The 22,516-nt window shown below is 58.2% G+C and carries 17 protein-coding genes and 3 pseudogenes; 18 read left to right on the plus strand and 2 right to left on the minus strand.

The genetic code is table 11. The annotated features are described in order from the left end of the window. The first annotated feature begins 7 nt into the window (after positions 1-7). The 11 genes and pseudogenes from JG747_RS32785 to JG747_RS32835 all read left to right on the plus strand — a co-directional run bounded on the left by JG747_RS32785 (position 8) and on the right by JG747_RS32835 (position 12,413). Complete coding sequence (locus JG747_RS32785; RefSeq protein WP_109671464.1) at positions 8-283, plus strand: sarcosine oxidase subunit delta; 276 nt, start codon at positions 8-10, stop codon at positions 281-283. Then, the gene (locus JG747_RS32790; protein WP_199201417.1) at positions 280-3,165 is read left to right on the plus strand and encodes a 2Fe-2S iron-sulfur cluster-binding protein; all 2,886 of its coding nucleotides are present in this window, start codon (positions 280-282) and stop codon (positions 3,163-3,165) included. The genes JG747_RS32785 and JG747_RS32790 overlap by 4 nt, the downstream gene beginning before the upstream one ends. 1 nt (position 3,166) lies before the next feature. Beyond that, on the plus strand, positions 3,167-3,796 hold the full coding sequence (locus JG747_RS32795; protein ID WP_199201418.1) for a sarcosine oxidase: 630 nt from the start codon (positions 3,167-3,169) through the stop codon (positions 3,794-3,796). After that, positions 3,793-4,848: a threonine aldolase family protein gene (locus JG747_RS32800; protein WP_274609732.1), complete on the plus strand. Its 1,056-nt coding sequence runs from the start codon at positions 3,793-3,795 to the stop codon at positions 4,846-4,848. The genes JG747_RS32795 and JG747_RS32800 overlap by 4 nt, the downstream gene beginning before the upstream one ends. Positions 4,849-4,936: 88 nt before the next feature. Continuing rightward, positions 4,937-5,902, plus strand: a complete 966-nt coding sequence (locus JG747_RS32805; protein ID WP_199201420.1) for a threonine/serine dehydratase — start codon at positions 4,937-4,939, stop codon at positions 5,900-5,902. 133 nt (positions 5,903-6,035) lie between these two features. Continuing rightward, positions 6,036-6,920, plus strand: coding sequence for a formyltetrahydrofolate deformylase (purU, locus tag JG747_RS32810; RefSeq protein WP_199201421.1), 885 nt, complete (start codon positions 6,036-6,038; stop codon positions 6,918-6,920). A gap of 271 nt (positions 6,921-7,191) precedes the next feature. Then, a complete protein-coding gene (locus tag JG747_RS32815; protein WP_202362409.1) occupies positions 7,192-7,422 on the plus strand; it encodes a hypothetical protein in 231 nt (76 codons plus the stop codon). 59 nt (positions 7,423-7,481) lie between these two features. After that, a pseudogene (gene istA / locus JG747_RS32820) lies at positions 7,482-9,048 on the plus strand (IS21 family transposase). Then, complete coding sequence (gene istB, locus JG747_RS32825) at positions 8,981-9,709, plus strand: IS21-like element helper ATPase IstB (protein WP_199201302.1); 729 nt, start codon at positions 8,981-8,983, stop codon at positions 9,707-9,709. Before istA ends, istB begins: the two are co-directional and overlap by 68 nt. A 143-nt stretch (positions 9,710-9,852) precedes the next feature. Beyond that, on the plus strand, positions 9,853-10,812 hold the full coding sequence (locus tag JG747_RS32830) for an aminotransferase class V-fold PLP-dependent enzyme (RefSeq protein WP_199201423.1): 960 nt from the start codon (positions 9,853-9,855) through the stop codon (positions 10,810-10,812). 242 nt (positions 10,813-11,054) lie between these two features. After that, positions 11,055-12,413: an ISKra4 family transposase gene (locus JG747_RS32835; RefSeq protein WP_199201424.1), complete on the plus strand. Its 1,359-nt coding sequence runs from the start codon at positions 11,055-11,057 to the stop codon at positions 12,411-12,413. Between the two features lie 22 nt (positions 12,414-12,435). Here the strand turns inward: JG747_RS32835 and JG747_RS32840 are convergent. After that, positions 12,436-12,984: pseudogene (locus tag JG747_RS32840) on the minus strand (MFS transporter); the annotation flags it as partial. Between the two features lie 276 nt (positions 12,985-13,260). On the opposite strand from JG747_RS32840, the gene JG747_RS32845 reads away from it, so the two are divergent. Next, on the plus strand, positions 13,261-13,719 hold the full coding sequence (locus JG747_RS32845) for a DUF309 domain-containing protein (RefSeq protein WP_244748479.1): 459 nt from the start codon (positions 13,261-13,263) through the stop codon (positions 13,717-13,719). A gap of 105 nt (positions 13,720-13,824) precedes the next feature. Here the strand turns inward: JG747_RS32845 and JG747_RS32850 are convergent, their stop codons facing one another. Further along, positions 13,825-14,193 carry a hypothetical protein gene (locus JG747_RS32850; RefSeq protein ID WP_199201426.1) on the minus strand — a complete coding sequence of 123 codons (369 nt, stop codon included), beginning with the start codon at positions 14,191-14,193 and terminating at the stop codon, positions 13,825-13,827. 422 nt (positions 14,194-14,615) lie between these two features. Here JG747_RS32850 and JG747_RS32855 point away from each other — a divergent pair. The 6 genes and pseudogenes from JG747_RS32855 to JG747_RS32880 all read left to right on the plus strand — a co-directional run. Next, positions 14,616-15,137: pseudogene (locus JG747_RS32855) on the plus strand (ATP-grasp domain-containing protein); the annotation flags it as partial. Between the two features lie 72 nt (positions 15,138-15,209). Further along, positions 15,210-16,496, plus strand: coding sequence for an aminotransferase class I/II-fold pyridoxal phosphate-dependent enzyme (locus JG747_RS32860; RefSeq protein WP_244748480.1), 1,287 nt, complete (start codon positions 15,210-15,212; stop codon positions 16,494-16,496). 116 nt (positions 16,497-16,612) lie between these two features. Further along, the gene (locus JG747_RS32865) at positions 16,613-17,983 is read left to right on the plus strand and encodes an aspartate aminotransferase family protein (RefSeq protein WP_199201428.1); all 1,371 of its coding nucleotides are present in this window, start codon (positions 16,613-16,615) and stop codon (positions 17,981-17,983) included. 4 nt (positions 17,984-17,987) lie between these two features. Continuing rightward, complete coding sequence (locus JG747_RS32870; RefSeq protein ID WP_199201429.1) at positions 17,988-19,709, plus strand: acetolactate synthase catalytic subunit; 1,722 nt, start codon at positions 17,988-17,990, stop codon at positions 19,707-19,709. Between the two features lie 319 nt (positions 19,710-20,028). After that, complete coding sequence (locus JG747_RS32875; RefSeq protein WP_199201430.1) at positions 20,029-20,715, plus strand: aldehyde dehydrogenase family protein; 687 nt, start codon at positions 20,029-20,031, stop codon at positions 20,713-20,715. Between the two features lie 698 nt (positions 20,716-21,413). Then, complete coding sequence (locus JG747_RS32880) at positions 21,414-22,442, plus strand: cyclase family protein (RefSeq protein ID WP_199201432.1); 1,029 nt, start codon at positions 21,414-21,416, stop codon at positions 22,440-22,442. Positions 22,443-22,516: the final 74 nt, after the last annotated feature.

The raw sequence follows: 22,516 nt of genomic DNA on the forward strand, positions 1-22,516 counted from the left end.
CCTGAACGTGAAGTTGATGACTTGCCCTCTGAACGGGCCACGCAACATAACCGAGTTTCAGTGCCATGGAGAGGTGCATCGGCAACCTGAGCCATCCGGCGCGAGCGACCACGAGTGGGCCGAGTACGTCTGGATGTCCAACAATACGGCGGGCGTCGTGCGTGAGTGGTGGTGTCACACACCGACAAACTTCTGGTTCCTTGCGGAACGGAACACAGTGACCGATGAGATTCTGGCCACATTTCCTGTACCCGCAGATGGACCTCTGGGAGAAGCGTCATGAAAAGCGCGACGCCACGCAAGGGCCTGCTTATCGACGCGTCGAGAAAGCTTAAGTTCACGTTCGACGGGCGGGAGTATGAAGGCCTATCCGGGGATACGATCGCCTCAGCGCTTGCGGCTAACGGCGAATGGATATTGTCGCGGTCATTCAAATATCACCGACCGCGCGGTATCCTGACCATGGCCGCTCAGGACGCGAACACACTTGTCCAAATCGGGAATGAGGTAAGCGTCTTTGCCGATCGTCATCCTATATCAGACGGTCTGACCGTACGTGCCCAAAATGTTGGCAAGTCGGCACGCAGGGACAGCGGGTTCGTCATGAACAGGCTTTCCCGCTTCATGCCGGTCGGCTTTTACTATCGGACCTTCTACAAACCCAAAGGAATTTGGGAAAAGGTGTGGGAGCCCATCATTAGGGCCAAAGCTGGGCTGGGTAAGCTCGACGTCACAAAACCCACCGAAGGGTATTACGACAAGGCCTATGGCTGGTACGACGTGGTCGTCGTCGGTGCGGGGCCCGCTGGTATGGCGGCGGCGATTGCTGCGGCTGATACCGGCGCGTCAGTCTTGCTGTTGGACGAAAATCCACGGATAGGCGGGGCGCTGAACTATGCGCGACTGGGAAGCGAAAGAGACCTGGTCGGCGAGGCGAAGGGCCACAACAACATCGAGATCTGGACCGACGCGATCTGCAATGCGTGGTATGCTGATAACTGGCTGCCGGTAATTCGCGGTAACCGATTACACAAGCTGCGGGCGAAACAGGTCATTTTCGCGACCGGGCTCATAGAGCAGCCGTCACAGTTTCGAAACAATGATTTGCCCGGCATCATGCAGGGCTCGGCGGCTCAGCGGCTCATTCGGCTGTTCGGTGTTAAGCCTGGCAATCGTGCAGTCATACTCGCTGCCAACGATGACGCATATGGCGTGGCGCTTGACCTTCTTGAAGCCGGCGTCGACCTGGCGGCAATTTGCGATCTCCGAAACGCCGGCCACCACGGACCATTGCGTTCGGAGCTAACGCAACGAAAGGTCTCGATTCTGGATGGATGGTGCCTGTATGAGGCACGACCGGAAAAGGGGGAGTTGCACGTCCGTGGGGTAGAGCTTGCCGATATTGATGCGGAGGGCACTGCAGGCAAAAGGCGCCGAAAGATCGATTGTGACCTGGTCTGCATGTCCGTCGGCTATGTTCCCGCCTATCAGCTACCACTGCAGGCGGGTGGCAAGCTCGCTTACGATGATGCGACCGCGCAGTTCACTATCGATGGGCAGGACAAAGGCGTTCTGCTTGCCGGATCGGTCGACGGATTTTTCGACCTGGACGATTGCATAGCTCATGGCGCGGCTCAGGGCTTAGCGGCCGCGATCAATTGCGGCTATCAGAGCAAACGTCGGCCCGCGCTTCCAACTCGGGATGGAGGTTCCCCAAATCATCCTTGCCCGATCTTCCCGCATCCGAAGGGAATGGACTTTGTCGACTTTGACGAAGACCTTCAGGTCAAGGACATCAAGAACGCCATTGCGGACGGGTATCGCGAGCTCGAACTCGTAAAGCGGTTTTCGACCGTCGGCATGGGGCCAAGTCAAGGCCGGCATGCTGCTCTGGCGACTGCAATGCTCGTATCGAAATACACAAATCGGACAATAAGTGAGGTGGGCGTCACCACCGCCCGGCAGCCGGTCACAACGGAAAAAATCGCGACTTTGGCGGGTCGAAAGTTCACGCCATTTCGCCAAACACCGATGCATGAACAGCATACCGCTCAAGGAGCAGCATGGCTGCTTGCGGGAAATTGGCTGCGACCCGCCTACTATGGTCATGAACGCGATGCCAAGAGGCTCATTGCCGAAGAGGTTGTGAACGCAAGAAACAACGTAGGCATGATCGATGTTTCGACTTTGGGCGGGTTAGATGTGCGGGGGCCCGACACGGCCGAATTTCTAAATCGGATGTACACGTTTGCCTATGTGAAGCTGCCCATTGGCAAGACCCGCTACCTGCTTATGACGAATGAGGCGGGCACGGTCATTGATGACGGTGTCGCGTGTCGGCGCGGCGAAAACTATTTCTACGTCACGGCGACCACCACCGGCGTGGATCGAATATACCGCAACATGCTGTGGTGGAACGCCCAGTGGCGCCTCGACGTGGATATCGCGAATGTTACGGCCGCTTATGCGGGGGTTAACCTGGCAGGGCCTAATGCCCGCAAGGTACTTGCAAAACTTAGCGATGACATTGCCTTGTCGCCGCAAGACTTTCCATACCTGGCTTACCGTGAAGGGACGGTAGCGGGCATCCCTGCGCGGGTATTTCGAGTGGGTTTCATCGGCGAGCTTGGTTACGAAATACATGTGCCCTCACGCTTCGCATCGGAACTCTGGCGGGCAGTCGGGGATGCAGGGCGAGCTTTCGGTATTCGCCCGTTTGGCCTTGAAGCCCAGAGACTCATGCGGCTCGAGAAGGGGCACGTAATAATCGGTCAAGACACTGACGGCATGACCACGCCTGAAGAGCTGGATATGAGCTGGGCCGTGGCCAACTCCAAGCCCTTTTTCATCGGCAAGCGCAGTATAGAAATTCGAAGCAAGACATTGTCGAGCCGCAAACTTGTCGGGTTTATGCTCGACGGGATGCCGACGGCTGGGCTCCAGGAGTCCAACTTGGTCGTGAAAAACGGCTCGATAGCAGGTTTCATCACATCACTCGCTTTTTCGCCGACGTTGGGGAAAATCATCGGTCTGGCCTATGCCGATCGCTTGGACGCCAATCTTGGAACACGAATTGTGCTGCGTTCAAGTGACGGTAGTGAGCATCAGGCGGAAGTCGTTTCTCCTCATTTCTACGATCCCGAAAACCTGCGGCAGGAGATGTAAGGTGGGCGCTGTTGCTAGAAGTCCGTTCGCTCATCGCTTGACCGGCGCGGGTCAGACTCCGCAGAACGAGAATGTTGTCATCCGCGACCTGTCGACGCTGCCTCGGATCGGCTTCAAGGGTAACGGGACGACGAAATGGCTGAGCTCGAAGATCAGCGCCGTCCCGGACGTTCCAAACAAAGCGATCGCCCTGTCCGATGGCGCTCTCATCGCGCGGCTCGGTAAGGAAGAGTACCTCGTCCTGCCTGACCCAGACGCGGTAGGTAATGTGTGCAGCGACCTGGAGGCAAGCTGGAATGCCGACGATGCCAGCGGTGAGCGCCGAATAGGGTACCCGCTTCCCCGTGCCGACAGCCATAGTTGGCTCCATCTAGAGGGCAGGTGTATTGCGCAGATGATGGCGAAGATTTGCGGTGTGGATTTGCGCAGCGATCGGCTTCTCCAAGGTGAGGTCGTACAAACGGTCGTAGCGCGGATCAGCGCCGTTTTGATCCGCGAAATGAAAAACGATCCCTACGGCCTGCACATGCTGACTGATTACGCCTCAGCCGACTACCTATGGGATGTGCTCCAGGATGCTTCCACTGAATTTGGAGGCGGCTTTTCCTGGGAACGGGAGGATCTAAAATAGCACCCTATCACTTCAATTCAGACAATGGCGCGCCTGTCTGCGAACAGGTGATGAACGCGCTCGTCAACTGCAACCGAGGCGTTGAGGTGGCCTACGGAGCAGATCGATTCACCGCAACCTTGGCACAGGTCTATTCGAACTTTTTTGAGCGTGAAACCTTCATTTTTCCGGTGCCTACCGGCACTGCGGGAAATGGTCTTGCGCTCGGCGCCATCACGCCGCCATATGGCACGATCTTCAGTCACGAGGGCGCGCATATTGTGACGACCGAAGCTGGCGCGCCCGAATTCTATAGCGGTGGTGGCCGCATGACTTTGCTGGCAGGTGGGCACCGTAAGATATCGCCTGCCGCATTGGAGCACAGCCTACAAAGTCACGGTATCGGCAATGTGCATCATATGGCGGTCAGCGCACTCAGCCTCACCCAAGCCACGGAAGCCGGAGTCGTTTATGAACTGGACGAATTACGCGCACTGAGTGCAATCGCGCATAAGGCCGGCATGAAAGTCCATCTTGATGGGGCACGCTTGGCGAACGCCATGGTTCATCTAGGCGCAACGCCGGCCGAAATGACCTGGAAGGCTGGAGTGGACGTTCTCACCTTCGGCACGATCAAGAACGGAACCATGAATGCGGAAGCGGTGATCACCTTCGATTCTGAAATCGCGAGGATACTGAGCGTCATGCACAAACGCGCCGGGCACCTGTGCTCAAAGATGCGCTACATGTCGGTGCAGCTCTTGAGCTATCTGGAGGATGAGCTCTGGCGTCGAAATGCTCTGCAGGCGAACCGAAACGCAGCACGAATAGCAGATGCTTTAAGCCCGTGTGCGGGTGTTGAGCTGGTTCATCCAGTGCACATTAATGAGGTGTTCGCCATTCTGCCGGCGAGCCTTCTGGAAGCACTCCGCGACAAGGATATCAACCTAAGGCCGTGGAGCTTTTCTCCCAAAGGTCAAGGCTTCCGCATGGTGATGTCCTACTGCGACAGCACAGATGAAATTCAGCGATTTGAACAGGCCTGCCGCGAGCACGGATCTTCCAAGGCTTAGAGCCCACCCCGGGTTCACCCGCTGATTGCGCTATGTGATCAACGAGCGGCAACGAAATTATACTAGCTCCTAGTTGGAAAGCAGCGCGATGCTCGAATATGAAATGATCGTCCATGCCGCCCGGGTTCTCGAGGGCGTAACACGAGTTACGCCCGTGCTCGAATCCGAACTTCTCAACCGACGTCTTGGTTTCCGCTTCCTCGTAAAAGCCGAGTGCTTGCAGCGCACCGGATCGTTCAAGATTCGTGGAGCTTACGTCAAGATCGCGTCATTGAACAAAAAGGAGCGCGCGGCGGGGGTCGTGGCCTTTTCATCCGGCAATCATGCTCAGGGGGTTGCTGCCGCGGCTGCGGAAATGAATGTTCCATCTACCATAGTCATGCCGCAGGATGCACCAGCCGTGAAACTGCGCAACACCGCCCAGTACGGGGCCAAGGTAATCACATATGATCGGGCAACAGGCGACAGGGCCAAGATCGCACGAGATGTGGCTGAGCAGAGGGGAGCGACTTTGATCGCTCCCTATGATGATTATGTTTTGATGTCGGGGCAGGGAACCGTTGCACTGGAAATCGTCGATCAACTGGCGAAACTGAAAACATCCGCAGACGCTCTGGTGTGCCCCGTTGGTGGTGGCGGGCTGATCGCGGGCATCGCCACCGCCATGGCGGAGTTGTCCCCGGGGACCACTATCTGCGCGGCTGAACCGGAACATTTCGACGATACAAGGCGATCGTTGATTGCAGGCGAGCGTGTTGGAAATGGACCCGGGTACAACTCGATCTGCGACTCGATCGTAACGCAAATTCCAGGTGAGAAGACCTTTCCGATCAATCAGAAACTTGTCTCCCACGGCTACGAAGCGTCGGAAGCTGACGTCATTTTCGCGATGCGATTGTTGGCGGATGAGATGAAGATCGTTGCCGAACCCGGTGGAGCAGCTGCCGTTGCCGCGGTCCTGCGGCACCCCGAAATGTGGAGCGGCAAGACCGTCGTTGCAGTGGTATCCGGGGGGAACGTGGATCTGAGCGCCTGGCGCGAACTTCTGAGTTAACCTCCTCGCCGAATCGCAACGTTTGTCGTGGTCGGACAAAAGGCCGGCCCGAAAAGCCTCTAGCCACTTTTGCGGCCAACTTCCCGCTTCACGAATTAGCGGGTCCTTTCCCGATAACCTGTAAAGGCAACGAATGACCACTTTTATCTTGACAGCAACGTGTCAATCAACGCGAGGAATAGTAGCCGCCATCTCCGGGTTTCTCTGCGAAATGGGCTGCAATATCGTCGATAGTTCGCAATTCGACGATCTTAGCACTGGTCGCTTCTTCATGCGCGTCTCCTTCATATCAGAGGATGGGAAAGGAGCCGAGGCGCTTGCCGATGGGCTAAGACCAATCGCCGAAAGATTTCATATGGAAGCAGAGCTTCACATCCAGACGCAAAGGATGAAAGTGCTGTTGATGGTGTCGGCGTTCGGCCACTGCCTTAACGACCTTCTATACCGTTGGCGGATCGGGGGGCTGCCGATCGATATCGTCGGCGTCGTCTCGAACCACTTCGATTACCAGAAGGTCGTGGTCAACCATGATATTCCCTTCCACCACATCAAGGTGACGAAAGAGAACAAGCCGCAGGCGGAAGCGCAGCTCATGGACCTCGTCGAGCAGACAGGTACCGAGCTGATCGTGCTCGCCCGCTACATGCAGGTTCTTTCCGACGCAATGTGCCGCAAGATGTCGGGAAAGATCATTAACATCCATCACTCCTTCCTACCCAGCTTCAAGGGCGCCAATCCTTACAAGCAGGCGTATGAGCGCGGTGTGAAGCTAATCGGCGCCACCGCCCATTATGTGACACCGGATCTTGATGAAGGGCCAATCATTGAGCAGGATACGGTTCGCATCACGCACGCTCAAAGTGTGGAAGACTATGTCTCCATGGGCCGTGACGTTGAAAGTCAGGTCCTGGCACGAGCGATCCACGCCCATATTCATCACCGGGTTTTCTTGAACGGCAACCGAACTGTCGTCTTCCCAGCAAGTCCAGGAAGCTACGCATCGGAACGCATGGGTTGAATATACCTCTAGGCCAGCACGACTTCGTGAGCTACCGTCTACGAAGCACTCGCCAGGCCATTCATTCCACGCTGCGAGGATGCTGTTCGCAAAGATCGCGTGCGGTAAGGAATAAACTCGCTCCAAGAGCGAATGACGCTCCGCGCGTCTTACAGGTTGCCCCGCTCCGCAATCCTCGGTGTGCCCTGACGCATCTATTGGAGGAACAAGATTCGTTCCTTAGGATTCGAGCTGATTCTTGCATCAGCCGCGCTCCGTGAGAGGTATCGAAATGGGCATTGGCAGTCTTATCCCAAAGAGTGAATTCATCGGACTTGAGAACGTGACCCACCTTGCCGCCGGTGGCGAAACGCCGGTTCTGATCAGCAACGTTGGCGCGGTGACACGATTTATGGTCGACAAGGGCGTTGGCATGCCGGGGCGAGATCGGATGTTTGCGACCGCCTGTGAATCGGCGTGCAAAATTGACCCCATAAGCCGGGGAATCGGCGTCCAATTTTGACCCCCCTGATGCTTTGATTTGCGACCATCAGCTCGTCGTGGCGAGCGGATGGTGTGGGGATGAAGTCGGTGGATACGATTGCCCGGGTTCGGCGCGCCTTCCATGTGCAGGGATGGTCTCTCAAGCGGATTTGTCGCGAGCTGCATGTGTCGCGGAACACCGTCCGCAAGATTCTTAGATCCAATGAGACATCGTTCTCCTACGAACGCGAGCGGCAGCCCAAGCCGAAGATCGGTCCGTGGCAGGATCAGCTTGACGGGTTCTTGAATGGCAACCGTGGCAAGGCGGCGCGCGAGCAACTGACACTGATCCGGATTTACGAAGAGCTTTGCAGTCTCGGCTACGAGGGTGGCTATGACGCCGTCCGCCGCTACGCGAAGAGCTGGGCGAAGGCGCAGGGGTCGGCGACGGCGGACGCCTATGTGCCGCTGTTCTTCGCGCCGGGCGAGGCCTACCAGTTCGACTGGAGCCACGAGATCGTCCTGATCAACGGCGTGACGGTGACCGTGAAGGTCGCCCATGTCCGGCTCTGCCACAGCCGCATGATGTTCGTCAGAGCCTATCCGCGGGAGACGCAGGAGATGGTGTTCGACGCCCACGACAGGGCCTTTGCCTTCTTCGGCGGCGCCTGCACGCGCGGCATCTACGACAACATGAAGACGGCGGTGGAAACGATCTTTGTTGGCAAGGACCGCCAATACAATCGCCGCCTCCTGCAGATGTGCAGCCATTATCTGGTGCAGCCGGTCGCCTGCACGCCGGCGTCAGGCTGGGAGAAGGGTCAGGTCGAGAACCAGGTCGGGCTGGTGCGCGAGCGCTTCTTCACGCCCAGGCTGCGCTTCAAGACCTATGAGGAGCTGAACGCCTGGCTGCAGGACAAGTGCGTCGCCTACGCCAAGGCGCATCGTCACGTCGAGCAACCGGAACGAACGATCTGGAACGTGTTCGAGGAAGAGCGCGGCAAACTGGTCGAGTATCGCGGCCCCTTCGACGGATTCCACACGGTGCCGGCTTCGGTGTCGAAGACCTGCACGGTTCGCTTCGACACCAACAAATACTCGGTCCTGTCGACGGCCGTCGGCCGCCCGGTCGAGATCCATGCCTATGCCGACAGGATCGTCATCCGCCAGGACGGCGTGGTCGTCGCCGAACATGCCCGCTCCTTCGGGCGGAACGAGACGGTCTACGATCCCTGGCATTACGTCCCTGTACTTGCCCGCAAGCCCGGCGCGCTGCGCAATGGCGCGCCATTCCGGGACTGGGCTCTGCCACCAGCGATGGAGCGTATCCGACGCCGATTAAAAGCGGCGCATGACGGCGATCGGCAGATGGTGTCAATCCTGGCCACGGTGTTGACCGACGGCATTGATGCCGTGGAGGCTGCCTGCCAGGACGCGCTCGATCAGAATGTCTGCTCATCCGCCGTCATCATCAACATCCTGGCGCGGCAGCGCGATCCGGCGCCGGCAGTCACCATTCTCACCCCGGACGCTCTTCGCCTGCAGCACGAACCGCAAGCCGACTGCGCCCGCTACGACAGCCTCAGGAGGGCAAGCTGATGGAACGCACCCAGGTTCTGGAACTGATGGGCACGCTGAAGCTCTACGGGATGCGGGGCGCCTATGACGAGGTCATGGCGACAGGCATCAAGCGTCAGCATGAGCCGCCGAGGATCATCGGCGATCTGCTGTCGGCCGAGATCGCCGAGAAGCAGGCCCGCTCCATCAAATACCAGCTCACCGTCGCCAAGCTGCCGATCGCCAAGGACATCGATGAGTTCGACTTCGACGGCACGCCGGTCAATGAGGTGCTGGTCCGGGACCTTGCTAACGGCACCTTCGTCGCCGACCAGCGCAACGCCGTGCTCATCGGCGGCACCGGAACCGGCAAGTCGCATCTGGCAATCGCCATTGCCCGCTCCCTGATCCGCAACGGCTCACGTGGCCGCTTCTTCAACGTCGTCGATCTCGTCAACCGGCTCGAGACCGAGCACCGCGGCGGCAAGCAGGGCCGTATCGCCGACTACCTCACCCGGCTCGACTTCGTCGTGCTCGATGAACTCGGCTATCTGCCCTTTGCCCAGGCCGGCGGACAATTGCTCTTCCACTTGATCAGCAGGCTCTATGAACGGACCTCGATCATCGTCACCACCAACCTGGCGTTCGGAGAATGGCCCGCCGTCTTCGGCGACGCCAAGATGACGACAGCGCTGCTCGACCGTCTCACCCATCATTGCGAGATCATCGAGACCGGAAACGAATCCTGGCGCTTCAAGAACCGCGCCTGATCACCCCATCAAGCTGCCAGCGCCATCCGCGTTCGCCCGGGCTGCGCAACCCTGACCAGCTCCGCCCGGGCGAATGCTGACCGCCGCGCACTGCATAGGGGGTCAAAATTGGACGCCGATCGAGGGTCAGTTTTGGAAGCCGTTTGACAACCGCCACCAGAGCGAGGGAGCGCCTGGCCAGGCTCCTCGGTGCTACATCACAAGAGATTGCGCTCCTGTGGAATGCAACTGCGGGCCTCCACGCAGTCGCTCTTGGAATAGACTGGAACCCGGGCGACAACGTCGTCGTCGGTGCCAGTGAATTCGCATCCCTGCTTCATATCTGGCAGGCTGCTGGGATCGAAGTGAGAAGAGTTGGCGCTGGCCCGCGCGCCACTTCAGAAGAGATTGCCGACGCAGCGGATGAACACACACGAGCGATCGTGGTCAGCCACGTCAGCTACCTCACCGGCGCGCGAAGCGACCTTGTTGCTATGAGAGGGATTGCCGACAGGTGTCGTGCGCGGCTCGTTGTCGATGCATCGCATTCGCTCGGCGTCGTCCCTGTAGACGGTTCGCTTTGCGACGTCGTTGTTTCCTGTTGCTACAAATGGCTGCTAGGAACGCATGGGGTCGGAGTGTTCTTCGTAAACTCCAGACGATGGCCCCAACTCGAACCAAAAGCAGTTGGTTGGAACTCGATTGTCCACGAGCCGGACTGGCGCCAGCGGACCACCTTTCACTTGAAGCCCACAATAGAGAAGTTCGAAGGGGGAAACCCCAGCTTCATGAGCATCTACTATCTTGAGAACGCTCTCGCAACGCTTGAAGAGATAGGAATCCGCAAGATCGAATCGCATGTTCTTGAGCTCGGCCGCGCGCTGCTCGATGGGGTCAAGCGCTTCGGCGTCGATCTTCTCACACCAGAGAGGGCAGCGAGCAGAGCAGGCAATATATCGATTTCAACGACCCGTTCCGAACAATTGGAAACCCAGTTGCGCGAGCGCGGTGTTTTGACCTGGGGCGGAGATGGGCGACTGCGGATCTCGGTCCACGCCTATAACGACATGGCGGACGTAGATCGTGTGCTGAAGGAAATAAAGGCGCTTGGCATATTTTCCTAGGTTTCCATCAGTCCGCATATCGCGAATGCAGTTTGGAGCTGACGTCGAGGCTTGCAAGTTGGGCGATGCCGGCACTGCTGAGCCGTCGCTAAGCCCGACTGGGCCCGAAGAGCGTAAGGAAAGCTCGATCGCTAGCTGGGAGGGCAAAGTGAGACGGTGGGCTGCGTCGGCCATTGGGAGTGGGAAAAAGGTGGGGGTAAGGATTTTGGCTTAGCTGGAGCTTTTGTCTGAAAGGACGCTCTGTGGCTTCGCAATTGAGGATGAAGGTTTGGGTCGAATTGGTGGACGCGGACGGCGTGTCGCAACGTCGGGAAATCGTCAGCATCGCGCGCAAGGTCGATGAGGCGAGGCTCGACGACTTCGGCCTCTGTTTGGAGGAGAGCAAGGGTATACAGCACCGCCTGCAGGAAGAGTTCACGCAGTTCCAGACAGATCAGGCGGCACAGCTGGATCGCGGTTGTTTGGAATGCGGCCGCCTTCGCAACATCCACGACTGGCGATCTCGTACCGTCCACTCCCTCTTCGGCATTTGTCGCGTGCGCGTGCCTCGCTTTCGCAACTGCGTATGCGGAACGCCGGCAACACTCGGGACCGGAAGAGTGGAAGCCCTGTTGAAGGGCCGAACGACACCGGAATTGGAGCGGGTCCAGGCCGAACTCAGCTCACGGCTGTCATTTCGGGAAGCCGCCCGTGTCCTTGATCTCTTCGTGCCGGCACCGCGACCACACAATCATCGCACCGTAAGCAACCGGCTGGCGAGGGTCGCCGACCAGATCGAGAAGCGAGACTTGGCAAGTCCCTACCGCATGAGCCGAGCCGGTGGGTCGCCTATATCGGTGTTTATCGACGGAGCCTACATTCGCGCAGTTCCCGGGTATCAAAGCCGGCATTTCGAGATCGCGATGGGCCGGGTTGTGACCAAAGGCCGGCCTCCACGTCAGTTCGCGGCTTCACCTCATGTTACTACCGGCAAACACGATGTTGTTCGAGCGGCGTTGCGGGCCCAAGGATGGGTGCCTGGCCGCGACGTCACGGTCTTCAGCGATGGAGACGTCGGTCTGCAGGGCATCGTGATCAGCGCAACGCGGCAGCCGATCACCCATATTCTTGATTGGTTTCATCTGTCGATGCGGCTCCGTCACATCGAACAGGCATGGGAGGGCATCAGGAAAGTCGACAATCTCAACATCTACCTTTGGGACGTTGCGTTTCATGTTCCGAGGCTGCGCCACCTCCTCTGGAGCGGCTATGTCCGCGAGGCGCAAAGAGCCGTGAAGGACATGCATTACCAGTTGGAGCAGCATGCTCGGCGGCAGGGCGCCAGCTTCAAGCTCAAGCGCTTCTTCGAGTTGGTCAGCAGTCTCCAAACATACCTGATCCAGAACAAGCCTTCGCTTGTCGATTACTGCCGCCGATACTGGTCGGGTCAATCGATTTCGAGTTGCCCGGCCGAATCCGCCGCAAACAGCCTCGTCAACGCCCGCATGAACAAGAAGCGTCAGATGCGCTGGTCTCCAATCGGTGCACACAGGGTACTTCAGGTTCGAGCAGCAGTTGCCGATGGTCGGCTAAAGCAAGCCAAGTTTGCCTTGGCTGCTTGACCCCCACCTTTTTCCCACTCCCTGTCAGAGGTCCAAAGGAGGCAACGACAATGCCACCGAGCGCCGGGCCCACGCTTCGAACGGCGTTGTATCCAACCGAGATCAGCGTGACCGCGGCGGGGACTTCGCGTTTTCGCAAGATATCGCCCACCGACGCGTGCCAGGCAGGATCGGTGAACGCGGCTCCCGCTCCGGCCAGACAGCTGAAGGCAAGAACCATCCATGGATTGAAAATCCCCAGCGCCGCAAGAACAGTCAGCATCGCCGAGGACAACGCTATCGCGCACCAGCCGGCGAACATGAGATTGCGGCGGCTGTAGTTGTCAGCCAGGGCCCCGGCGAAGATCGACAGGATGAATACGGGTAGTGTGGTCGAAGCCTGCACCAGGGCGACCATCACGTCCGAAGTCGAGATGGTCGCCATCAGCCAACTGATGGCGACGGTCTGAACTAGCCAGCCAAGGCTGGCGACCTGCGTGGCAAGCCAGATCGAACGAAAGGTCGCATTCTCGAGCGGCGCAAATGTCGCCGACGAAGCCGGACTCGCATCTTCGCGCGCCACCCTGCTCATTGGGTTGAGCCCTCCCTCGGTCTATCGGTCGTGTTAGAGGTGCCCTCCCGGCCCACGTGCCCATGGAGGAATGGCCCATGAGCGCATTTTGTCGGCGCAGCGCAAGATATTTCTTCACCGCTGGCACTCTGGAGCAAGCGATTATTTCATCTGGAATTGCCATCAACGGGCATTCGTGATTGCTGGGTCCATGTCACGTCCTCGCCTGCTGTCCGAAAGGAATTTCCCGGGCTACGCATACCTGCCTGGCAAAATCCACATTCGGTTCGCGACCCGTTGGGTCACAGTTACCAAAGCGATCCAGGGACCGTTGTTACGGTCGAGGAATCACTCCGCTCAAACGTGTTCCGATGGGGCATAGACTTTTTCAATCACGGCTATTACCGGGAAGCTCACGAGGCGTGGGAGCCTCTATGGCATGCTGCCAAACGCAGCGCTCAGCATCGCCTTTTCTTCCAGGGATTGATCCTGTTGGCGGCGGCCGGGGTGAAGATCCGCGAGGGAAAGCGGGTCGCTGCCGTGCGGCATGCGGCGAGAGCTGCAGCGCTTTTTCGTCAGGTGGCGCTTCTGCCGAGCCGGCCCTTTGAGGCCGCAATCGGATTGACACCCGCCGCCTTGGCGGTAGAGGCCGAAGCGGCCATAACCTCTCCGACTGTTTTGCGAGATCCGATGCCTGGCCAGCTGCCTGAACCCGTCTATGATTTCATTCTCGCACCCAAGTCCGAGAGCGGCTAACCCGCAACACCTACGGTACGGTTCAAGCTTGCTATTTGAATGCGCTGCAGCTCGTCATGAACAGTCTGACAAGGGCAGCTTCAATCCTGAGCAGTCGACCTACGGCTAGGCCCGGATCCGGCGGAGCAGCCAAGGCAGGCGCCGCTTCCATCGTTGACCTCGCGGCAAAGAAACATCTTTCTGCCACCGCCTCTTCTTGCGGGTTCGTCTGCCTCCAGTCTTTGCGTTCGATGCTTCTGCCATCGGCGCTTCCTCAACCGCCAGCGGCTGAGGAAGCGATGCATCGGACCCGGTCACGTCCTTGGCGTCGGATACTACCTCAACGGTGGTTGGCATGAGCTCAGGAGGAACATCTTCGGGAAAAGTTGGCTGTGACATCGCTTCTGCGATCGCGGCTTCCGCCTTCGCTTCCGCGACGTCGTTCGCGATGGCAGCGAGGTCAATGCCGCCCCAGATCGACTGTGGCCGCTTCACCAGCCCACGCTTCTGTTTGAAATTCGCGTAGCGTCATCGTCGAGAGAACCTGAACCCTACGCCACATCATCGGGTTCACATCCTTCAGCCAGATGCGGAACTGCAGGATGGAAATCTCATCCTCCGAGGCTGCCGTCTTTCCGGCAGTTTTCGTCGCTGCCCGTTTTGCCCTTCTCAAATCCGCCGGTCCCGTCGAAATAATTCAACGGTGACGACATACTTCGTTCCAGCCCGCCCGACAAATCCTCATGCTCCCCAGCAGGCCATATTAATTGCCCTTAGCAATAAATTAACACAACTTCACAACCACAAATCGCTGCCGATGGTACTTTCACGACAGTCTGAGATCAGGCGCGTCAAAAGGCTGACTTCGATTTACGCTTGGGACGGAGACACGGCATGCAACTCGGGATTAAAAGCCAATGGCCAGAAGAGTGCTTATCCTGGTTGAAGGCTCGAGGACCGGTCTGTTATACATCGAGGCAGCCCGGCGTCTTGGCCTTCATCCGATTATCCTGTCGGCTGATCCAGGTCAATACGATTATCTTTCGGCGGAGAGCATTGAGGCAATCTGTGTCGATACAGACGATCTCGATGCCTTGATCGCGGAATGTTCCCGGCTGCGTGTGACCTATGACATTGCCCGGCATCCGTACGCCAAGGAGTCGGTCTATGCGATAGTTGGAAGGCTCAGCCGGTATTTCGGTTTAGCGGGGCCAAAACCCACATTGATTGAATGATGTTGCGACAAATTCACCCAACGTTAGCTCCTCGCGGGGGCCGGCATTCAAGTGCCGTCTTATCGCTTGGCAAGGAATGCGGCGGACATAGAAAGCTCTGCCGATGAACTTGGGCTGCCGGTAATTCTTGAGCCAGCCGTAGGAGTCGGCAGCAGCGGTGTCAGATTGTGCCGCAACGTCGATGAGTTGGCCGAACACGCAACCGGTAATATCTGTAAAGCAGCGCCGCGTGCCCTCTGAACAGTTGGATCTTGACAGATCAGAATGGAGAATGAAATGAACCAGCGGATCACCCCATCGGATGGTGGTCGCCCGGCCGGGCGCTTCCGGAACACCAGCTACGTACTAAACAAGAGCAGGCCCTATTTCGATGCGGCCCACGCGAACGGTCTCATGGCCGTCCAGGGACGTTCCACGACGGGACGCACATTTCTTTTGGGCGCAGGGCCGCTTGACGCTCGATCGCAGGTAATTGATTTCGTGCGATGCTCCTACTTGGGTCTCGACAATCATCCGGTAGTCGTCTCGGGTGCGATCGAGGCAATTGAGGCGCATCGGTCATTGCACTGGTCCTGCGCACGAACGCGTCTCAATTTTGATCTTCTGGCGGAACTTGAAGCAACCCTGTCGGAGATGTTCTGCGCGCGGATACTTGCCTTTTCCTCTGTTATGCTTGCAAATCTGGGCGCACTGCCCATCCTTGCTTCGGGGGAATTGACAGGCGGAAGAAAGCCAGTGGTCGTGTTCGATCGCATCGCGCATATCTCGCTCGCTTATCACAAGCCGGTGATCGCTGATGAAACGCGGGTGGAAACAATCGCACATAATGATGTCGACGCGCTCGAGCGCTTGTGTCGTGACAACCCGGTGGTCGCCTATGTTTGCGATGGTGTTTACTCGATGGGAGGCAATGCCCCGATCAAGGAACTGCACCAGCTCCAAGAACGCTATGGGCTTTTTCTCTATATCGACGATGCTCACGGCATATCGCTGTTCGGACGCCAGGGCCAAGGATTTGCACGCTCTCAGTTTCCGCAAATGCTGGATGACCGCACGATCATAGCAGCCTCGTTGGGCAAGGGATTCGGCGCATCGGGTGGCATGTTGATGCTCGGAACAGCCGACCAAGAGGACCTTTTTCGACGCTACTCCATTCCCCATGCGTTTTCAGCGGCCGCCAATCTGGCGGCGGTTGGTGCGGCGCTTGGATCGTGCAGGATTCACCGCTCGGCAGAACTCGGCCAGCGGCAGAGGCGATTGGCGCAACGCATCGACCTTTTTGATCGTCGTGTCACAACTGCCGAGCAAGGTAATTCACTTCCGATCAGAATGATCGCAATCGGACCGGAGGCCAAGGCGATTGCAATAGCAAGGAAGCTTCTTGATGCGGGGTTTTATACCTCGGTGACGTTCTTCCCGACAGTCGGACAAGGAAAAGCGGGGATTCGAGTGTGCATTACGGCTGATCATGGGATCAGCGAGATAGAGCGGTTGTGCGATTGCATTTTGGAAAACGTAGCCGAAACAACCGACAAGCCTCGTTTGAAACCCGCTCTCTTCTGAGAGGATGATGGGAATCAGCGAAGGAATTGTAGAGCCGTCCGATACGACCAAAAGAAGCGTATACCCTCGAGCCATTGTTTGACTTCGAAGGTGTAGCGATTAGTTGAGAAGCGCATATGGCTACGCGATCAAATGAAGAAGTGCGGCTCAAGACTCCGCCGTTGAGGAGGTCGGAGGAAGCGTTCGCACGCGCGTTGTTGGTATTTCCCGACGGGACAAGCCGGGTAACCATCGAACGCGATCCAATTCCGAAGTACATGGAGAGAGGCGAGGGTGCTTATCTCTTCGATGTCGACGGAAACCGCTATCTCGATCTAAACGGCAATTTCACGTCCCTCATCCACGGCCACGCTTTCAAACCTGTCGTTGATGCAGTCCATCTGCAGCTGGCGAGCGGCAGTTGCTTCGCCAATCCGACGCAGGTGGAAATCGAGCTGGCGAGCATTCTTTGTGAGCGGATTCCGAACGTTGATCGCGTTCGATTTGTTAATACCGGCACTGAAGCTGTCATGTTCGCCATCAAGGCGGCGCGAGCGTTCACCGGAAAGGAAGGCATCGCTAAGTTTGAGGGTGCCTACCACGGCGCCTATGACTGGGCCGAAGTCAGCCAATCGGCAACCCCAGAAAACTGGGGCCCTGCCGACGATCCAGTCTCTGTACCTTTTTACAAAGGCATGCCAGAGAGCGTCCTACAAGAGACGCTTGTGTTGCGCTTCAATGACACAGCCCTGCTTGAGAAGAAACTCACCGCCCACGCGCGTCGGATTGCCGCAGTCGTGATCGATCCGATGCCGAGCCAGGCTGGCCTAGTAGCGGCGAAACCGGATTTCCTAGACTCGCTGCACCGGCTCTGCCGCGATCACGGCGTTCTCATCATCGCTGACGAAGTGCTGAACCTGCGCCAGGGGTACCGCGGCGCGTCGGCGCGATACGGGCTGAAACCCGATTTACTCACTATGGGTAAGATAATCGGCGGAGGACTGCCGATCGGCGCGATCGGCGGGCGTGAGGACGTCATGGATGTCTTCAGCGCCAAGTCGGGTCGCCCACTGCTGCCGCAGGCTGGGACGTTCTCGGCCAATCCATTGTCGATTGTCGCTGGCATCGCCGCGATGCGCGCCTTGGACGAAGCAGCGTTTGCACGCCTCGACAGTCTGGGCGACCGACTACGCGCCAACCTCACCGACATTATTGCGCAACAGGATGCTCCATTCGCAGTAACCGGAGCCGGCTCCCTGTTTCGAATTCATCCGACGCGGCGGAAACCGCGTGAGTTCAGAGACATGGCAACCAATGCACTCCAAAAGGACGCCAGTAGAGCGCTCTCCGGCTTTTTTTCCCGGCACGGTGCGATTTTGCCGAATGGGGCTGCCGCGTGCCTGTCAACACCAATGGGAGAGACTGAGGTCGAGAGGATATCCGACCTGTTCCGTCTCTTCCTCAAAGAACACGCTGCAGAAATCAAGAATATGAAGATAGCGGAGTAATGTCGTGGAAACTGTAGCAGAACGGATTGCAGCAGCACTACGACGCAATGACGTCGAATTGATATTTGCCCAGAGCCTTCCCTCGGCGGTGGTTCTAGCCTGCGAAAAAATCGGAATCCGGCAGATCGCGTACCGTCAGGAAAATATGGGCGGGGCGATGGCCGACGGTTATTCCCGTATATCTGGCAGAGTCGGAGTCGTGTGTGCACAAAATGGGCCGGCCGCAGCGTTGCTCGTCCCTCCGCTGTCCGAAGCGTTCAAGGCGAGCATTCCGGTGGTTGCCCTGGTGCAGGAGGTCGAGCGCCATCAAGTCGACCGAAACGCATTTCAGGAACTGGATCACATCGCCCTCTTCTCGGCCTGCTCCAAATGGACGCGGCGGGTGATAACGGCCGACCGGATCGAGGACTATGTCGACTCGGCGTTCATAGCGGCCACCAGTGGCCGGCCTGGGCCAGCTGTGGTCCTGCTTCCGGCCGACTTGCTCCGCGAGCATGTTCGGGCTGGCCACCGCGGCCGCACAGGAAAATACGGCACGTGGCCCCTTGATCCCATCCGCCCGAGCGACGAGGCACTCGCAGCCGTGGCCAAGTTGATCGCTCGTGCCGAGTCGCCCGTCGTTCTAGCCGGAGGCGGGGCGGTGTCGCCGGCTGCGAGCAAAGCGCTCGCGGAGCTGCAGAGCACGGCCCATTTGCCCGTCTTCACAACAAACATGGGGAAAGGCGCTGTCGATGAGCGCGCGCCTCTGACATGCGGAGTTCTGGGGGCACTGAACGGTCCGAGATCTCTCGGCTATCGGGCCCGCGCCATCACGGATGAGGCAGATCTCGTTTTTCTCGTCGGCACCAGGACCAACCAGAACGGAACCGATAGCTGGCGTTCCATTCCTTCAACGGCGACGGTTGTACACCTCGACATTGATCCTTGCGAGATCGGCAGAAATTACGAGTCGATCCGCCTTGTGGGAGACGTTGCTACTACAATTCAAGCCCTGACCGCCGCACTTCGGTCGGAGGACCTGTCAAACCGCTCGGCCAAGAAGGCGTCGCTCGTTCGTCGCATCGCCGACGCTTGGGCGCAATTCGAGCAGGATGGAAGCATCTTCAGCGGGAGCAACCAGACGCCGTTGAGGCCGGAACGGATCATGCGCGATCTGCAATCGCGTATGACGCCGGAAACCATTGTAGTGGCGGATGCCAGTTACTCTTCAATGTGGATTGTCGGCCAGCTCCGGGCACTTCGCTCGGGCCAGCGGTTCATCACCCCGCGCGGCCTGGCAGGTCTCGGATGGGGTTTGCCGCTCGGCATGGGCGCTAAGCTGGCGAGGCCAAACAGCCCTGTTGTCGTACTCGTCGGAGATGGTGGGTTCGCCCATAGCTGGGCCGAACTCGAAACGCTCGTTCGGTCCAAGATCAACCTCACCGTGATCGTTCTCAACAACGGTGTGCTCGGCTACCAAAAAGATGCCGAGACCGTGAAGTTCGGCGGCTATACGACAGCCTGCCACTTCGCCCCCGTCGACCATGCTGCTCTCGCCAGGGCGTGCGGTTGCGAAGCGGTCACGGTAAAAAATCCGGGCGAAATTGAACCTGCCCTCGACCGCGCTCTATCCTCGAACGCACCAGTGGTCATCCAGGCCATCAGTGAACCGGACGCGCACCCGCCGATCTCACTGTTTACGGGGACACTTGGTCCCCGGACCCTCGAAGCATCGGAGCTGGTATGATGATGGCGCCTGTAAGGAAGGATGCCGTAGTCTCAGGGACTGGTCGGGACTCGGTTTGGCCTGTGTTTGCCAACTGCGCATCGCCGGCTAGCACGTGGCCTTGTTCAGCCAGAACACGAATTCCCCGCGAGCCGCCGAGCAGACGGCTAGCGATGAGATGATGTCCGATGGCTGCGCGATGGTTGGTTCCGCTGATTTCGGGATCATGCATTCGTAGGGGCCCGGTCGGAGCTTAGGCCAATGGAGCGATCATCAACGTCAACGAGAGATTACGCATGAGCCGTCCAGTCACCACCACCATCAGGAAAGTTAGAATTACATGACTGTGCCTGACATTGAATTGGCGAAGCGCGCTGCCAGCGAAATCGCTGAGCACACGCAAGCAACCAAGTGGTCTGAGACGCAACGGCGCTGGCTGGCACAATGCGACGGGGACGGCGAGTGGGAGGGTAAGCATGAACTACCGATGCTTAATCACTCCACCAACGAAGAAATTTCGAAGGTTTCCGATTTCAGCAAAGCAGAGACTGCCAAGGCGATCGATGCGGCCAAACGCGCCTTCTTGGCTTGGGCAGGGCTCCTCGCCAAGGAGCGATCAACGATTCTTCGCCGTTGGCACGATTTCGTGCTGAAACATGCTGGCGCGTTGGCTCGCATATTAACCAGCGAACAGGGCAAGCCGAAGAAGCAAAGCTCGTCCAGGGCGGGACCATTCCCCGACGTCGAGGACGGCCGGACTGTGGTGATCCGTCAGCCAGCGGGCGTCGTCGCGACTATCACGCCCTCGGTGATGATAACGTTGGTCCGGCGCTCGGGGCTGGCTGCTCGGCCGTCGTCAAATCGGCGCTGGAAAACCGCTCACAGCATGCTCCTCGCGGCCCTCGGTCAGGAGGCGGCCCTACCGCCTAGGTTCGTCAATGTCGTGACGCGGAGGGCTCGCGCGATCGCAAACGCAATCTCGACACCAGATGTCTACGTCCGTGTCCTATACTACCTGATTTGGTAGCTGCTCAAGCTACGAAACCAGTGATTAGTTCTTTTGAACTAGGGGCAATCAACCCGCTCCGCAAGATCTGTACAGAACCTCCGGGTTGGTCCACGTCTCCTACCCGTTTTCTTTGGCAGATCAGAATGGAGATGAAATGCAGCAGCGGATCGCTTACTCGAACGGTGGTCGCCTGACCGGACGCTTCCGGAACACCCTCGACATGATCAAAGAGAGCAGGCCGCATTTCAATGCGATCCACACGAACGGTCTCATGGCCGTCCAAGGACGTTCCACAACCGGATGCCAAGGGCGGGGATTCAAAGTCTGTCACGCTTATATTTGCAGGACCCGTGAGCGCGAACTTCTAACGACGTATGCAATAACGGCGGGCGCTCCGAGTTTGGATTCTGAACCTTCGTCAGCCGAGCCAAGCATGCTGGTAATAAACGGCGGCCGGATGTGGTGCCGCACCAAGCCGACGTTTCCCGGTATTGCAGCTGATACTAAGCGAAGGCGCTGCGTCACGAGCCTTCTAGGAGGGTGATCGCGGCTATTGGACGCCGTAATCTTGAACAAGCGCAACGCTGCATTCGATGAGATCACCGCCGTGATGGCGCCCGCGTCCCATGCTGTTGCCGAACTGCCCGCGCCACCATTCGTGCCGGCAGCGTCCTTGTGCGGAAATGCTACGACCCATCAGAAATCCGGAGCCTGTCATGACTAGCCGCTGGAAGCAAAGACCCGAGGGCTCCAACTGGGGCGACTTTGGTGACGATGACGAGTTGGGGCGCCTCAATTTTCTTACGCCAAACGCGCGCAAGCGAGCGGCCGGTTATGTGAAAGAGGGCCTGACATTCTGCTTGAGTCTTCCGTTGAATTTACCTGGCGGCACTGTTGTTGATCCTCGCAGATCTCCGCCACGAATGGTTGCTCTGCCTCGCAACAGGCAAGGTGCGCTCAATTACAACTATCCACTGGCTGAGGAAAAGGTAGGGGCGACCGACATCATCAGTGACGACGCGGTAACATTAGCGACACAATACTCGACGCATTGGGACACTTTCGCCCATGTGGGGCAGAGTTTCGATGCCGATGGGGATGGCGTAGCTGAGCCTCTCTACTACAATGGTTGGCGTGCCGGCACCGATGTGATTGCGCCAGATCCTGCGACGGGAAGCGCACACACGAGTCGGCTTGGTGCGGACACAATGGCGCGAGTTGGCCTGCAGGGGCGCGGCGTCATGGTCGATCTATGTCACCATTTCGGCCACGGCCGACGTGTCGTTGGTTATGACGATATCATGCGAATACTCGACGCCGACGACATTGAAGTCGAGCCGGGTGATCTAGTGTGCCTTTACTCAGGTTTTGGTGACCTTGTCGTTTCATCTGCTGGCAACCTCTGCCCATCCGACGTAGATCCTGCCCGCTGCGTTGAACTTGATGGACGCGATCAACGTCTGCTCAAATGGATTGATGGAACGGGGCTTACCGCGCTCATCTCGGATAACATCGGGATAGAGGCGCCTTCCGAGCGAGCGGCCGATGGTGAAAAACACGCCTCGTGGCCACTTCATGAATTGTGCCTCTTCAAGATCGGGATCGCGCTTGGGGAACTCTGGTACCTTTCGGAATGCGCGATGTGGATGAGGCAACGACAACGACGATATTTCCTCCTGACTGCAGCGCCGCTTTGCCTTCCTGGCGCTGTGGGCTCGCCTGTTACCCCAATAGCGACGGTTTGACGATTGTTGTGGAGCCTGAAAGGCCAAAAAGACTGCCGATGGCTCTTCCGTCCGGGGAGCTAGCCTGAATATCT

Origin of the sequence: Mesorhizobium sp. 131-3-5, from assembly GCF_016756575.1 — a bacterium.
Taxonomy (GTDB): Bacteria; Pseudomonadota; Alphaproteobacteria; order Rhizobiales; family Rhizobiaceae; genus Mesorhizobium; species Mesorhizobium jarvisii.

Excerpts from the sequence above, each read along its gene's own strand:
- JG747_RS32790 (WP_199201417.1), top strand. The coding sequence starts at position 280 with ATGAAAAGCGCGACGCCACGCAAGGGCCTGCTTATCGACGCGTCGAGA.
- JG747_RS32805 (WP_199201420.1), top strand. The coding sequence starts at position 4,937 with ATGCTCGAATATGAAATGATCGTCCATGCCGCCCGGGTTCTCGAGGGC.
- purU (WP_199201421.1), top strand. The coding sequence starts at position 6,036 with ATGACCACTTTTATCTTGACAGCAACGTGTCAATCAACGCGAGGAATA.
- JG747_RS32815 (WP_202362409.1), top strand. The coding sequence starts at position 7,192 with ATGGGCATTGGCAGTCTTATCCCAAAGAGTGAATTCATCGGACTTGAG.
- istB (WP_199201302.1), top strand. The coding sequence starts at position 8,981 with ATGGAACGCACCCAGGTTCTGGAACTGATGGGCACGCTGAAGCTCTAC.
- JG747_RS32860 (WP_244748480.1), top strand. The coding sequence starts at position 15,210 with ATGAACCAGCGGATCACCCCATCGGATGGTGGTCGCCCGGCCGGGCGC.
- JG747_RS32865 (WP_199201428.1), top strand. The coding sequence starts at position 16,613 with ATGGCTACGCGATCAAATGAAGAAGTGCGGCTCAAGACTCCGCCGTTG.
- JG747_RS32875 (WP_199201430.1), top strand. The coding sequence starts at position 20,029 with ATGACTGTGCCTGACATTGAATTGGCGAAGCGCGCTGCCAGCGAAATC.
- JG747_RS32880 (WP_199201432.1), top strand. The coding sequence starts at position 21,414 with ATGACTAGCCGCTGGAAGCAAAGACCCGAGGGCTCCAACTGGGGCGAC.